Raw genomic sequence first — 13954 nt, 5'->3', positions numbered from 1 at the left:
GCCATTTCAATCAACGCAAATTCTGGGTCAGCCGTGGGGCGACAATCCCTTGCGGATCCGCTGGATCCCCGCCTCGTAAAGGCCATCCAGCCCCTCCTGATCCTGACGGGTATCGAAGATCTTGAGGAACCACATGTACTGGCCCGGATGGCGCATCAGCTGCTGTTGCACCATGTCGTTCATGCGACAGGTATCGGCCATCACATCCTCGGTGGGATAGTTGTCGAACGGTGCCTCAATCTCCAGCCGGTAGCAGTGGTTCGCTTCGTCATAGCAGGCGAGCAGCGGCACCGCCTTGGCGCCACTGACCTGCACCAGACGGGGCAAGGCAGGCAGGGTCGCTTTGGGATAGCCAAAGAAGGGGGCGAAGATGCTCTTCTCGCGGCCATGATCCTGATCCGGCAGATAGAAGAAGCTGCGACCGCTCTTGATGGTCCTGATCACCGCCTTGATCCCGGCGCTGCGCTCATAGACGCGGCAACCGTTCTTGGCTCGTGCACGGTTGAGGTGCCAGTCAAACACCGGATTGCGCGCCCGTTTCATCATGGTGCACATGGGCACCCCGCGCTGGGTGAAGCAGTAACCGGCGGCATCCACCGGCCAGGTATGGGGCACCACCAGGATCACCGGACGGCCGGCCGCCCGCTCCGCCTCGATATGCTCCCAACCGATCACCTGCATCCGGCTCATCAGATAACGCTGACTGCGCATGGTGAACTCGCCAAATCCCAACAGACTCTTGAGCCCGACCCGGATCGAGGTCAGTGCAATGGCATCCCGCTCTTCCGGGCTCTTGTCCGGGAAGCAAATCTCCAGATTGGTTCTGGCGATATAAATCTGTTTTTTCGAGATACGAAACACCAGCGGTGCCAAGGCTTCGGCCAAACGGTCGCGCAATCGCACCGGCACAAAGGCGAGCAACATCAGCACGCCGAGCGCCAACCAGCTGAACCAGTAGCGGGGATGGAGAAAACGGGCTTCAAAAGAGGAGTCAAATACGGGATCTTGGGACGACATGTATCGGGGTCGAGCAAAAAAAGTGGTGCTGCATTGTAGTCGTCCTGACAGGTAATACCAGTTAAATCCATGGCAAATAGCCCGCCACGGGCGCCACATCAAAAAACCATAAAAAAATGCCCCGCACTGCGGGGCATTTTGCTCGTTACACAACCAGGGTGGAGGCTCTTTGTCCATCCATCGTATGACTGGTCGTTTATCCCGTCGCTCTCGGAGCGCACTGCTTATCCATTTCCCGATGTCACATCTTCTTCAAGATTTAACGGTGAGCACCCTGGCGGGCCATGCCGTTATTCATTTCGGTATTACGCTGCGGCAGAAAAAACATCAGGTAACGCAGTGCCACATACCCGACGATCACGGTAGCCACCCCCAGCTCAAAGTGGGCCAGCAGTCTGATCTGCTCGACGTAGTGACTCCCTTGCGCAAACCCTTCAACCAGATGGGCCACTTTGAACAGAGCGGTGGCACCGATCACCAGCGGGAAGGTGAAGGCGGCATAACCCGGCGAAAAGGGCAGACGCAGCAGTTTGATAAAGGCCAGATAGATGATGCCGGTCATCAGGATGGCGATCCCCAGCAGCACAGCCACCAGCAGCAGTGACGGCTCCTGGCTGACGGTCAGGTAACCGGCCAGAGAGAGGCTGGCAGGGGCCGCCAGAATGGCGATGGTCGGTTTGGCGGCATCCGGCACTTCATGGCTGAAGATCAGGCGATAGAGCATCAGCGGCAGCATCAGGCCATAGCAGATGATCCCGAACCAGAGCAGACCGTTGGCCAACGGGGCAAACTGACCACCCGGGAAGGCGACGTCAGCCACGATGATCCCCACAGGCGGCACGAACCAGCTCGGCACCATGTGGTGGATTTCAAACTCTTTGGCGCGATGCCAGATAAAGGTGGCCAGGAACAGCAGGTGAACCGCCACGGCAAACAGCCAGAGGGCCTCGCCCGCTTGCGGCGCAAGCATACCCAGCGCTTTGGAGACCACCATGGTGCCCATGGCATAGGTCGGCACCACACTGCCCACCACAGGGTGAGCGAGATCCTGCAACAGCAGGCGGGGGTGAAGCAGAAACTTGAAGGTCAGGATCACCAGCAGCACGGCAGCAATGGCAGCGCCCAGCAGTTGCATCCGGCCATCGAAGTGACCGGCATTTTCCCAACACCAACCAAGGCTGGCGATGCCCAGCGCCAGACCCGCCATGGGGGTTGGGGCGGCAGCCAGTGATTTACGGGTTCTTGCGATCATGATGACACCTTTCTATTGATGACTATGGCGATAGGATAATGCCCCCTTATCGTTTACGATATCTAAATGAATTAAATCAATCATTCAGGAAAACCAAACACGATGAAACTGACCCTGCAGCAGCTGAAAGTGTTCGCCACCATTGCCCGCTATGGAAACCTTGGCCTTGCCGCCAACGAGCTCTGCCTGAGCAAGGGGGCCGTCTCCCAGTCGCTGCAGGAGCTGGAGCGCCAGCTCTCCACCCCGTTGTTTGACCGCATTCACCCCAGATTGCAGCTCAATAACGAGGGGCGCCTGCTGCAACCGGCCGCCGAAGAGCTGCTGACCCGGATGCAGGATATCGAGAACCTGTTCAGTCCCGATGCCGAACCGAGCGGCCAGCTGCGCCTTGGTGCCAGCCAGACCATCGGCAACTACCTGCTCCCTACCCTGCTCGCCAGCAGCAAACAGGAGCTGGGGCTCCCCCCCAAGGTGACCATCAACAACACTCACCTGCTCTGCCATGCGCTGGCCAACTTCGAGCTGGATATGGCACTGATCGAGGGGGAGAACCACCACCCCGACCTGCTCGCCGAACCCTGGCTGCAGGACGAGATGCTGGTGGTGGCCCCACCCGGTCACCCGCTTGCCAACAAGAAGGAGCTCTCCCTCTCCCGTCTGGGGGGCGAGACCTGGGTATTGCGTGAAGCACAATCGGGCAGCCGCGAGCAATTTATCCAGCAGATCCAGCCCGAGCTGCCCCGCAGGCAACCAGGGCTTGAACTCAACACCCTGGAGGCGGTGATGCTGGCGGTGGAGAAGGGGCTTGGTATCTCCTTTATCTCCCGGCTGGCAGCCTCGGATCGCCTGGCAGATGGGCGGCTGATCGCCCTGCCCCTCTCCCGCCGCTTCCCGCGCCAGCTCTCCCTTATCTGGCACAAGCAGAAGTACCACTCCACCTCCCTGCGCCACTTTATCCACTTCTGCCGGGCTCAGGTGAAGGATGCCGAGGTGAGCCGCGCAGAGTAACGCGCGCTCGGAGCGCCGCTGACAGGCCGCCCGCCAATGATGGAAAAAGCAGAGAGGGAGCCACGGCTCCCTCTCTTTGATTCGCTTGCTCGGTATCACTGCGCCAGACTGCGCAACCAGCTGATCTCATCGCCCCAGATGGACTCGTCTATGGTCTCGAGGATCAGCGGAATGCGATCGAAGCGATCATCATTCATGATGTGGTGGAAAACAGCCTCCCCCAGATTGCCCTCCCGCAAGCTGTGGTGGCGATCGACCCGGCTACCGAAGGTGCACTTGGCGCCGTTGATATGCATCCCCTTGAGATAGTGAAAACCCACCGTGCGGTCGAACTCGGCAAAGACGGCAGCGCAGCTCTCGGCGGTGCGCAGATCGTAGCCAGCGGCAAAGGCGTGGCAAGTATCGAAACAGATCCCGACCCGGCTCTTGTCCTCCACCCCCTCGATGATGGTGGCGAGGTGCTCGAACGACCAGCCGAGGTTGGTCCCCTGCCCAGCGGTATTCTCGATCACCGCCGTCACCCATGCACTGCGCTCCAACGCCCAGTTGATGGACTCGCTCACCAACTTGAGGCTGGACGCCTCTGGGATCTGCTTGAGATGGCTACCGGGATGGAAGTTCAGATAGCAAAGCCCCAGCTGCTCGCAGCGTTTCATCTCGTCGAGAAACGCATCGCGGGATTTGGCCAGACCATCGGGATCCGGGTGGCCCAGATTGATGAGGTAACTGTCGTGGGGCAGGATCTGCTCCGGCAGAAAACCGGCCTTGTCACAGGCCGCCTTGAAGGCACGGATGGTGGCATCCGACAAGGGCGCCGCCTGCCACTGACGTTGATTCTTGGTAAAGAGGGCAAACGCGTTGGCCCCGATGGCCTGGGCGCGGGCGATGGTATTTTCCACCCCGCCGGCCGCACTGACGTGGGCTCCAATATATTTCATACAATCTCCTCAATACGGCAAGCCGCCATTATGCCGCTCCCGCCCGGCCACGCCAAACCGGGATATCCGATAGCGGGTATCGACAAATAGCGCCACCTTGGCGAATCGAAGCACTGCGTTTCATGGCGTAATCGGCCTGCACTGTCGCAACCGCTCCGCAGAAGGGATAGTTAGAGCCCGTCCACGCCAGCATGGCTGCCCATAAAAAACGCAGCGTATCGCCTGAGCAATAACGCTGCGTCTTTGGCTCTCTCGGCCGTCCCCCTTGCCGTGGCCCGAATGGCCAGCGACAAGGGAGCAAGAATGCGCGGGGAGAGTCGCCTTAGAAGGGCATTTTAAAACCCGGCGGCAGTTGCATGCCACCGGTCAGTTCGCCCATCTTGGCCTTGTTCTGCTCTTCCACACGACGCACGGCATCGTTGCAAGCGGCAGCAACCAGATCTTCCAGCAGCTCCTTGTCATCTTCCATCAGGGAGGGGTCGATCTCGATGCGACGGACGCTGTGGCTACCGGTCATGGTGACCTTGACCATGCCCGCACCGGCTTCACCGGTCACTTCCATCTGAGCCAGCTGCTCCTGCGCCTTCTGCATACGCTCTTGCATCTGTTGGGCCTGTTTCATCAGGTTCCCCATTCCACCTTTACCAAACATATGTCGTCTCTCGTCTTGAAATCCGGCATCCAGCGCCGGGCTGTGGGCTTGTCTGTCCTAGATGGGGACAGCCAAACTGCTTTTCAACCGGAAGCAAGCTCCCGGCCACGGAATTTAGCGGTTGAGGGGCTCGATGCTCTCGTGATGAAGCACGGCACCAAACCGCTGAACTAAAAACTGCACGTTGGGATCCTGCTCCAGATCCCGGGTCACCTGCTCGCGCACCCCGAGATAGAGGCGGTGTTCGATCTCGAGGGGGGTCTCCTGGTCAGGCACCACACCGAGCGTCACCTCAACCTGCACCGGTTGACCCAGCGCCGGCCCGATGATCTCGGCCAGATCGGCGCGCGCCTTGTCGCTCACCAGATGGCGCTGCTCGGGCTTGAGGGTTAGCAGTACCTTGTCCCCTTCCCGCGTCATCACCGAGTTGATGGCCAGCTGGCGCAGCCGCCCTCCCACCTGAGTGTGAGCGATCAACTCGGCCCAAGGGTCGCCGCAACCATTGAGCAGCGAGGAGGGGATAAGGCGAGTCGCCTCCCCCTCTTGCGGCTCGCTGTCGCTTTCGAGCTCATCCCAGTCGATGGTCTCCATCACTGGTTGAGGGGGTTCATCCTGCGTCACAGGGGCAGCAGCCACCGCCGTGGTAACAACGGGCGGCTGGGTCGCTGGGGTGGGCGTCACCGCTGGCGCCGCAGCGCTGCGCTCACCGGGTCGATAGCTCGGCTGCCCGTCGAGATCCCAGGGTGGCAGATCGGTTGGCTGGGCCGGAGCCGTGACAGGGGCGTGGCTCATCACCGGAGTCTGCCCGGCAAAGCCCTGATTGAGGTACTCTTCGTATGCCCCGTTGTCACCCTGCGGCTCGTAACCGTCGCCATAGAGATCTACTGGCGGCAGATCATCATAGTGACCCATCGCCGCCATCCCCTGCCCGGCCGATTGGCTGACCGGAGCAGGTTGTTGGGTGACGGCCGGTGCAGCAGCGGGCGCGACAGGACGAGCTGGCGCAACCGGTACTGCGCGCGGCGCGGGCGCCGCTGGGGCTTCCTGACCACGCTGGCGGCTGCGCAGCATGTTTCGCTTGCCAAGCAGGCTCTGCATGCTCGATACCGCTGAAACAGCTTCAGGTGCGCTAACCGGCGTGGTTGTCGGTTCGCGCGCGGGATCGAAGGGGGCGGTCAGCGGCTCGCTACGGGAATGGTCCGCGTAGGCTGCGGCAGAAGCTTGTTCATCAGCATCTGCGGGCTGTGCAGCTGAGTGCGCTGGCGCATCGGGCTGCGCATGGGTCAACGCGGGCTCGGGTTGATACCCCATGCCTGCGGCTTCACGCAGCAGCTCATCCTGCTGGCTGAACAGCTCGGCGGCTTGCGCCTCCTCCTCGCTATCGGCGGGGTTGCCGATATCATTCGTCATCGCAGGCAGGGAGACATCAACCGCGGGCACGGCACTGGTGGCAACAGGGCTGGCTAGCGGTGCAGGCACGGCGCCGCTGATCGGTGCCACTGCGGCCGATTCAGCGGCCGGGCGCTTTCCCGGCAAGGAGGCTACCGGAGTGGCGCTGCTCGCCGCATTGCTCGTCATTGACGGGGGCAACGCAGTGAGGCTGGCCGGATGCAGGGCATCGCGCCGGGGCGAGAAGGCGAGCATCCGCAGGCAGGTCATCTCCAGCGCGGTGCGGCCATCGGGAGCCCAGGGCAGATCTTTACGGCCACCTAGCACAATTTGGTAGCAGAGCTGCACCTCTTCCGGGCTCATCGCCTTGGCCAGTTGCAGCAGGGAATCAGCATCCGCCCCCTGCTCCTGCACACTGGCAGGCAGCAGTTGCGCCATGGCGATGCGATGGAGCAAACCTTCCAGCTCGGCGTGGAGCTGATCAAAATCGGGGCCCAGGGTGGCGATCTCGGTGATCTTGGCCATAGTCGCGGGGGCATCTTGCCGCAAAATGGCTTCCAGCAGCTGGTGCAGATGGCGGTGATCGAGCGTGCCCAGCATCGCCAGCACGCTCTCGAGGCGCACGCTGCCATTGCCGTGGGCCAGCGCCTGATCGGTCAGGCTCAGGGCATCTCGCATACTGCCGTCGGCGGCTTTGGCCAGGGCCAGCAGGGCGCGTGGTTCGAAGGGCTGCCCCTCCTGATCCAGCACCCATTCGAGCTGCTTGGCGATCTGGGTCTGATCCAGACTCTTCAGATGAAACTGCAGACAGCGCGAGAGAATGGTAATGGGCAACTTCTGCGGATCCGTGGTGGCCAGCAGAAACTTCACATAGGGGGGCGGCTCTTCCAGGGTTTTCAGCAGCGCGTTGAAGCTGTGACGCGACAACATGTGCACTTCATCGATGAGATAGACCTTGAAGCGGCCGCGGGCCGGACGGTACTGCACGTTGTCGAGCAGCTCGCGGGTATCTTCCACCTTGGTTCGCGACGCCGCGTCAATCTCCAGCAGGTCGACAAAGTTGCCCTGATCGATCTCGCGGCAGGTATCACAGACGCCGCACGGGTGGCTGCTGATCCCCTGCTCGCAGTTGAGGCTCTTGGCCAGAATACGGGCGATGGTGGTCTTGCCGACCCCGCGGGTACCGCTCAGCAGATAGGCGTGATGCAGCCGTCCCTGATCCAGGGCGTTGGTCAAGGCGGTCAGCACATGTTGCTGGCCTACCACTTGTTCAAACGTATGGGGGCGCCATTTACGCGCCAGAACCTGATAGCTCATAAATCCATCATGCAGGGAAGACAGGGCATTGAGGCCGGATGCTAACACAAATGGCGGGCTGGCTGTATCGGCTATCGGTCAGAGCGGGAGGGATCGCTTGATTTTCAAACCGATGCCCGCAAGGGCACCGGTTCAATGCAGGCCCAATGCAGAGGATCGGGCCGAAGAGGCATTACTCGCCGGCCAGCTCGACCAGTGAGGCCACCTTGATGCCAGCGGCAGTCAGACGGGCATCGCCGCCCAGAGACGGCAGGGAGATGATGAAGGCCGCATCGGCCACTTCACCACCGGCGCGGCGGATCAGCTTGACGGTCGCATCGACGGTACCGCCGGTCGCCAGCAGATCGTCCACGACCAGCACCTTGTCACCGGGCACGATGGCATCGGTGTGCAGTTGCAGGGTGTCGGTGCCGTACTCGAGGGCATAGGACTCCTCGATCACTTCGCGCGGCAGCTTGCCCGGCTTGCGGACCGGCACGAAGCCCAGCCCCATGGCATAGGCAACCGGCGCGCCAAAGATGAAGCCGCGAGCTTCGGTGCCAACAATCTTGGTGATCCCTTGATCACGATAATGATTGGCCAGCAGATCGATAGTGGCCTTGAAGGCATCGGCGTTCTCAATCAGGCTGGTGATGTCACGAAACAGAATGCCCGGCTTCGGATAGTCGGGAATGGTCTTGATGCTTGCTTCGATAAATTTCAGGGTTTCCGGATTCATGTGTTGACCGCTTATTTTTTTGACCCAGGGGTGGCCATTTTTTCTCAATTCCCTTCTGCGGGAAATAAAAAAGCCTGTCACGCAAAAATGACAGGCCGACTCCATAGCATTATTGCTGCAATAGCTTAGGGACTTCACTTCACCATTGCAACTGGCTCCAGCACCGGCAGACGCATTAACCAGGTGAGCAGGATCACCATTATGACAACCAGCAGCCCCTTGACCCACAGCAGTGGCACCACCGCCAGCGACACCGAAAAGGTGAGCAAAATGAAGATAATGGCGCGCCGTCTGGCCTGACGACGAATGCCGCGATACTGCTGCCAATCCACGATGGGCGGGCCAAACCAGGGATGGGTCAGCAACCAGCGATGAAAACGGGGCGACGAGCGGGCAAACAGGGCGGCAGCCAGCAACATGAAGGGGGTAGTCGGCAAGAGCGGCAGCACAATGCCCACAATACCAGTGGCAAATGCCAGCCACCCGAGCGCCATCAGACACCAACGCTTCATTCCTTCTCCTTGCGTGATTTATCTCCCTCTAGCCTAACAGAGTTTGAGCGGGTGCTGACAGCAGGCCGCAACCCCACTACAATCTGCGCTCTTTTTTCTCCCCACTCTCGTCGGAAAGCCGTTATGCGCGTTATTTTGGCCCCCATGCAGGGGGTACTGGATCACCTGATGCGGGAGGTACTCACCTCCGTCAATGATTACGATCTCTGCGTGAGCGAGTTTATCCGGGTCGTCGATCAGCTGCTGCCCGCCAAGGTGTTCTACCGCCTCTGCCCTGAACTGCTGCAAGATGGCAAAACCCGCGCAGGCACCCCGGTGCGGGTACAACTGCTGGGGCAACACCCTGAGTGGCTGGCCGAGAACGCCGTGCGCGCTGTCGAGCTGGGCTCCCCCGGCGTCGATCTCAACTTCGGCTGTCCCGCCCCTACGGTCAACAAGAGCAAGGGCGGTGCGGTGCTGCTCAAAGAGCCCGAGACCATCTACCGCATCGTCAAGGCGGTGCGTGACGCAGTACCCTCCCATCTGCCGGTGAGCGCCAAAATTCGCCTCGGTTACGATGACAAGGATCTCTATCTGGAGAACGCTCAGGCGGTCTTCCAGGGGGGCGCCAACGAGCTGGCCGTTCATGCGCGCACCAAGCGCGAAGGGTACAAGGCCCCCGCCCACTGGGAATATGTGGACGCCATTCGCCGCGCCCTGCCCATCCCCGTCACCGCCAACGGCGAAATTTGGGATCATAAAGATGCCCTCACCTGCGCCAGGGTCTCGGGTTGCGATGCCCTGATGGTCGGGCGCGGCGCCATCTCCCTGCCCAATCTGGCCAATGTGATGAAAACCGGCTGCCCGCACATGAACTGGGCCGAGGTGCTGCAGTTGATGGTGAGCTATACCGAGCAGGATCTGGCCAGCGAAAAAGCCGACTACTACCCCAGCCGCATCAAACAGTGGTTCAGCTATCTCAAGCGGGAATATCCCGAAGCGGACCAGCTGTTTCAGGAGATCCGGGTGCTCAAAGAGACGGATCCGATCCGCGATGCCCTGCTGCAAGCAGCCAAAAGCCACGGCTAACCACGTTTAACTTGACGCATATCATCTTGATAGAGTTATCGGATCCCTATACTGCCCCGAATCTGTCGTCTGTCCTGTGGGGGATAATGTGTGTGAAATGACGCAAGCACAGTTGACTGTCTGGCGTAATCGCCTGCTGTCAGACTGGGCCCAAGTACGAGAAACGCTGATCGGTCAGCTCAAAGCCTGCCGCCGTGACGAGTGGGCCGAGCAAGTAGGTCACTGCGAGCAGGATCAACTGGTGGAACTGACCAGCCGACTGGATCTGCCGAAGGTAGAGCAGAGTGTGGCCCGCCTCAAGCGGATCGATGCGGCACTCTGCCAGATGGATCTTGGCCTCTATGGCCTCTGCTCTGATTGTGAAGAGCCGCTTTCCATCGAACAGCTGGAACAGGATCCGACTCTGCAACGCTGCCCGCGCTGCGAAGCCCGCTATCGCAAGGGATTCCACGCCCACGAACTGTGAGGGATGCACATCTGTGCATCCGCTCAACCCTCAGCACTGGTTACTCCGTCGTTCCTGTCCAATACTCAACCGTATCAGCCTGTTCGAGGGTATGCGTTGTGTACAGACTCTTGTTGTTATGGTGTTTGTGTTGCCAGGCTACGGCACAAGAGTCATTGGTCGTGGGCTGGGTCGACTGGCAGCCCTTCAGTTATCGCAATGAACAGCAACAGCTCCGCGGACTGGATGTGGAGCTGCTCAACGCCATCTTCCTGCGTGCCGGTTATCAGGCCAGATTCAGTGAAATGCCCTGGGCTCGCGTGTTGCACGAGCTGAAATTCGGCACGGTTCAACTGGCCATGTCAGCCAATATCACCGCCGAGCGGCAGCAATATGCCCGCTTCAGCCACCCCTATCGGGAAGAGGAGACGGCCATCGTCATCCGTCGGCAAGATGCCGCTCGCTGGCGCGGGATCACCACCCTGGAGCAGTTGATCAACACCCCTGACTTTCATATCGGGGTGCTCAAGGGCTTTGATTACGGCAATACCTTCCGCCAGTTGATGGCAAGGCCCGAGCTGCAGCCCCGTCTGCAGATGCGCCTGCGGCTGGATCAGCTGCTGAAGATGTTGCAAGGGGGACGGATCCAGGGGTTTATTCTGGATCCCCACGGACTGCAGGAGTGGCAGGGTAAGGATGGCGTGCAGGACAAACTGTATATTCTGCTGCATATCGAACAGACACCTGTTCACCTGATGCTGAGCAAAGAGAGCACCACTGAGGCGCAACTGCAGCGGATCAATCAGGCTATCGATCAATTGAAACAGAGCCCCGACTATCAGCAGATCCTCGATCGCTACCAGTTCAGATCCCTGCATTCACAGGAAAACACTCATAAGTAAGGGGAGCATCAGCTCCCCTTGCAGTCTCAAGCAAACCCAATCCTGTTTCAAACAACCCTGGTTGCAACTTGCCAGGACGTTTTGGTCACCGATAACGTGATGGGTTAAGCCTGGCTATCAGCGTCCCAACACAATGTCGGCAAGGTGGGCGAAGTGGTGGATTTCGTGGGTTGCATCGCACTCGCCCGCTTGCCGCGCCGGGTTGTACCAGCAGGTTGCCAGCCCCTGCGCCGCCGCCCCGGCAATATCGGTTTTCGGGTTATCCCCCACCATCAGCACCCGGGCCGGATCTGGCTGCCCCATCAGGGAGAGGGTGTGCTGGAAAATAGCTGGCGCCGGCTTGGTCACCCGGATCTCGTCGGAGATCACCAGCGGCTCGAACCACTCGCTCCAGCCCAGTTTGCCGAGCCGCCCCCGCTGAGGCACGCTGAAACCATTGGTGATGATCCCCATCTGCACCTTGCTGCGTAGCTGCTGCAGGGTCTCGACCACCCCTTCGAGAGGCATGCTAAGGGCAATGATTTGCTCTAGAAAGGTGTTGTTCATCGCCATGGGATCGGCGGAAACCTGCTGGGCAAAGAGGGAGAAGCGGGTCTGCTGCAACGCCGTTGCATCGATCTCGCCGTCGTTGTACTGCTGCCAGAGCCCGTGGTTGAGAGCGTGGTACTGCGCCATGCTGGCGTCATCAGCCTGTACGCCATAGATCTGCAAGGTGTGCGTCAGCGCGGAGGCGACCGGAAAATCGAGCAGGGTTTCATCCAAATCGAACAGCACCCAGTCATAGCTTGGTTGTTTCACAGAACTCCTTGTTATCATTCAGATTGTTCAGAGGCTTGGCGACCAACTCTGCCAAGCGGGCTGGCCAGCAGATCCAGCGTGAGACGCACGCCGAAGCCGGTCACTTCGCTGGAGACCACCCCATTGCCCCCCTTGTTGCGAAAACCGCTCAGGTCGAAGTGCAGCCAGGGGGTCTGCTCGGGCACGAAGTGGGCGAGGAAACGGGCCGCATCAATGTGATCCGGCGAACTGCCCGGCGCACATTGCAACAGATCCGCCCACTCGCTTTCGATGTTGTCGTCGTAATCGTCATCAAGCGGGAAGGGCCAGATCCGCTCGCCGCTGCGCTGACCCAGATTGACCAGCGATGTCATCCATTCGCTGCGATTGGTAAAGACGCCGCTGTAGCGGCTACCCAGCGCCCGTTTGCAGGCCCCGGTCAGGGTTGCGTAATCGAGCAGCAGATCCGGAGTATCCTGCACCGCCATCGCCAGGGTATCGGCCAGTACCATTCGCCCTTCGGCATCGGTATCGACCACCTCGATGGAGGTGCCATTGATGGCGGTCACCACCTCGCCAGGGCGATAGGCGTGAGGGCCGATATGGTTCTCGGCAATGGCCAGCCAGCAGTGTACCTCGTAGGGCAACTGGGCTCGGCTGATAGCGTAGAGGGTACCAAGCGCCACTGCACTGCCCCCCATGTCCAGATGCATGCCATACATGCTGCCAGAGACCTTGAGGTTGTAACCGCCAGAGTCGTGGCAGATCCCCTTGCCCACCAACGCAATGCGGCGCACTGGCTTGGGTGGATAGTAGCTGAGCTTGACCATGGCCCCCTGATTGTCTTCCGAACCACGAGCAACGGCCAAAAACGCCCCCGCCCCCAACTCGGCCAGCTGCGCCTGATCATAGTGATGGCACTGCCACCCCTCATCTTGCGCCAGCTTGCTGACAAACTCGCGATAGCTGGCGGCCGTCAGCTCGGAGGCAGGCAACACCGCCAGATGGCGAGCCAACCCGTTACCCCCCGCTTCGCTGTAAAGGCGCGCCAAGTCCAGCACCACCGCGGGTGAAACCTTGATCTGCTGGTAGCTCCAGCTGCTTTCGCTGCGGCGCTTGCTGGTGGGCAACGAAATATTGGCAGCAAGCAGGGCTGACAACATCACTTCGGCCAGCATCACTCGCTCGGAGGGGGAAAAACCTTCCAGATGCAACCCGAGGCGCTCCACATTAAGCCCAGAAAGAGGAGCAATCCAGCCTCTGATCTGTTTATAGAGGCGGTGATCCCGCGTCACACTGCCGGCCACAAACATCACCTGCAACAGGGTATTGCCATGCATCAGAGTAAAGGGCGCTTTTTTCCCCAACGCAAGCTGGGTCTGGAGACCCGCAAGGGCGGGGAGCGAAAGCAAGGACTCCTTCTGCTCTTCGGCGATCAGCAGCAGTTGCAACGGCAGCCCTTGGGCAAGGGCTTCGGCCAGCGTGGCATCCCGGCTTTCAATAGCAGGAGGAAGATAGGTGAAGGGAGTGATCACAAGCGCGTGCCTCATCCATGAAGAGATACCTGATGATACCCAACAAATGGTTGATACGACCAGTTTTGGTCTTGAAAAAGCGTCAGAAATAGCAGCAATCACCAGATGGTGACGAGCATCAAGAAGGATTGTTCAATGATTGGCAATGCAGGAAGGGAACGTACAGAAAATTGGTTGCGGGGGCCGGATTTGAACCGACGACCTTCGGGTTATGAGCCCGACGAGCTACCGAGCTGCTCCACCCCGCGTCCGAATTGTCACCCTCAAGCCGAGCAGTAGCTTGATGGCGTTTGTCTGCTTTCGACTGTTTACACAATCGCAGGCTGACGAAAAGTTGGTTGCGGGGGCCGGATTTGAACCGACGACCTTCGGGTTATGAGCCCGACGAGCTACCGAGCTGCTCCACCCCGCGTCCGAATTGTCA

At 60.0% G+C, this 13954-nt stretch carries 13 protein-coding genes and 2 tRNA genes; 4 read left to right on the top strand and 11 right to left on the bottom strand.

All coding sequences use genetic code 11. The annotated features are described in order from the left end of the window. Positions 1–27 precede the first annotated feature (27 nt). Complete coding sequence (gene lpxM, locus AB5Y97_RS00150; protein WP_031227861.1) at positions 28–1017, bottom strand: lauroyl-Kdo(2)-lipid IV(A) myristoyltransferase; 990 nt, start codon at positions 1015–1017, stop codon at positions 28–30. A gap of 259 nt (positions 1018–1276) precedes the next feature. Continuing rightward, positions 1277–2269, bottom strand: a complete 993-nt coding sequence (locus tag AB5Y97_RS00145) for a TDT family transporter (protein ID WP_199415472.1) — start codon at positions 2267–2269, stop codon at positions 1277–1279. 102 nt (positions 2270–2371) lie between these two features. Here AB5Y97_RS00145 and AB5Y97_RS00140 point away from each other — a divergent pair, with 102 nt between their 5' ends. Further along, positions 2372–3277: a LysR substrate-binding domain-containing protein gene (locus AB5Y97_RS00140; RefSeq protein WP_368157004.1), complete on the top strand. Its 906-nt coding sequence runs from the start codon at positions 2372–2374 to the stop codon at positions 3275–3277. A gap of 95 nt (positions 3278–3372) precedes the next feature. Here AB5Y97_RS00140 and nfo read toward each other — a convergent pair whose 3' ends face one another. The 5 genes from nfo to AB5Y97_RS00115 form a co-directional block, all read right to left on the bottom strand. Further along, on the bottom strand, positions 3373–4215 hold the full coding sequence (gene nfo, locus AB5Y97_RS00135) for a deoxyribonuclease IV (protein WP_368157002.1): 843 nt from the start codon (positions 4213–4215) through the stop codon (positions 3373–3375). Positions 4216–4537: 322 nt separating this feature from the next. Next, on the bottom strand, positions 4538–4867 hold the full coding sequence (locus tag AB5Y97_RS00130; protein WP_005333445.1) for a YbaB/EbfC family nucleoid-associated protein: 330 nt from the start codon (positions 4865–4867) through the stop codon (positions 4538–4540). 114 nt (positions 4868–4981) lie between these two features. Then, positions 4982–7573, bottom strand: a complete 2592-nt coding sequence (gene dnaX / locus AB5Y97_RS00125) for a DNA polymerase III subunit gamma/tau (RefSeq protein WP_201946826.1) — start codon at positions 7571–7573, stop codon at positions 4982–4984. A 172-nt stretch (positions 7574–7745) separates the two neighbouring features. Continuing rightward, on the bottom strand, positions 7746–8291 hold the full coding sequence (gene apt / locus AB5Y97_RS00120) for an adenine phosphoribosyltransferase (RefSeq protein ID WP_201946828.1): 546 nt from the start codon (positions 8289–8291) through the stop codon (positions 7746–7748). Positions 8292–8425: 134 nt separating this feature from the next. Further along, positions 8426–8803, bottom strand: a complete 378-nt coding sequence (locus AB5Y97_RS00115; RefSeq protein ID WP_005352406.1) for a YbaN family protein — start codon at positions 8801–8803, stop codon at positions 8426–8428. Between the two features lie 123 nt (positions 8804–8926). Here AB5Y97_RS00115 and dusC point away from each other — a divergent pair, with 123 nt between their 5' ends. From dusC to AB5Y97_RS00100, 3 genes are all read left to right on the top strand, one after another. Further along, positions 8927–9871 carry a tRNA dihydrouridine(16) synthase DusC gene (gene dusC, locus AB5Y97_RS00110; protein WP_201946829.1) on the top strand — a complete coding sequence of 315 codons (945 nt, stop codon included), beginning with the start codon at positions 8927–8929 and terminating at the stop codon, positions 9869–9871. A 97-nt stretch (positions 9872–9968) separates the two neighbouring features. Beyond that, positions 9969–10337 (top strand): RNA polymerase-binding protein DksA, encoded by a 369-nt coding sequence (locus AB5Y97_RS00105; RefSeq protein WP_019445807.1) that lies wholly within the window; start codon positions 9969–9971, stop codon positions 10335–10337. Positions 10338–10498: 161 nt separating this feature from the next. After that, positions 10499–11218 carry an ABC transporter substrate-binding protein gene (locus tag AB5Y97_RS00100; protein WP_201946831.1) on the top strand — a complete coding sequence of 240 codons (720 nt, stop codon included), beginning with the start codon at positions 10499–10501 and terminating at the stop codon, positions 11216–11218. Positions 11219–11335: 117 nt separating this feature from the next. Here the strand turns inward: AB5Y97_RS00100 and yjjG are convergent, their stop codons facing one another. The 4 genes from yjjG to AB5Y97_RS00080 all read right to left on the bottom strand — a co-directional run bounded on the left by yjjG (position 11336) and on the right by AB5Y97_RS00080 (position 13942). Continuing rightward, positions 11336–12016, bottom strand: a complete 681-nt coding sequence (gene yjjG, locus AB5Y97_RS00095; protein ID WP_201946832.1) for a pyrimidine 5'-nucleotidase — start codon at positions 12014–12016, stop codon at positions 11336–11338. A 14-nt stretch (positions 12017–12030) separates the two neighbouring features. After that, positions 12031–13530: a leucyl aminopeptidase family protein gene (locus tag AB5Y97_RS00090; protein WP_201946953.1), complete on the bottom strand. Its 1500-nt coding sequence runs from the start codon at positions 13528–13530 to the stop codon at positions 12031–12033. A gap of 171 nt (positions 13531–13701) precedes the next feature. Further along, positions 13702–13778: transfer RNA gene (locus AB5Y97_RS00085), tRNA-Met, on the bottom strand. An 87-nt stretch (positions 13779–13865) separates the two neighbouring features. Next, positions 13866–13942, bottom strand: a tRNA-Met gene (locus tag AB5Y97_RS00080). Positions 13943–13954: the final 12 nt, after the last annotated feature.

This window comes from Aeromonas sp. R10-2 (assembly GCF_040908445.1).
GTDB classification, from domain to species: Bacteria; Pseudomonadota; Gammaproteobacteria; order Enterobacterales; family Aeromonadaceae; genus Aeromonas; species Aeromonas veronii.
This window is presented reverse-complemented; position numbering and strand designations above follow the sequence as displayed.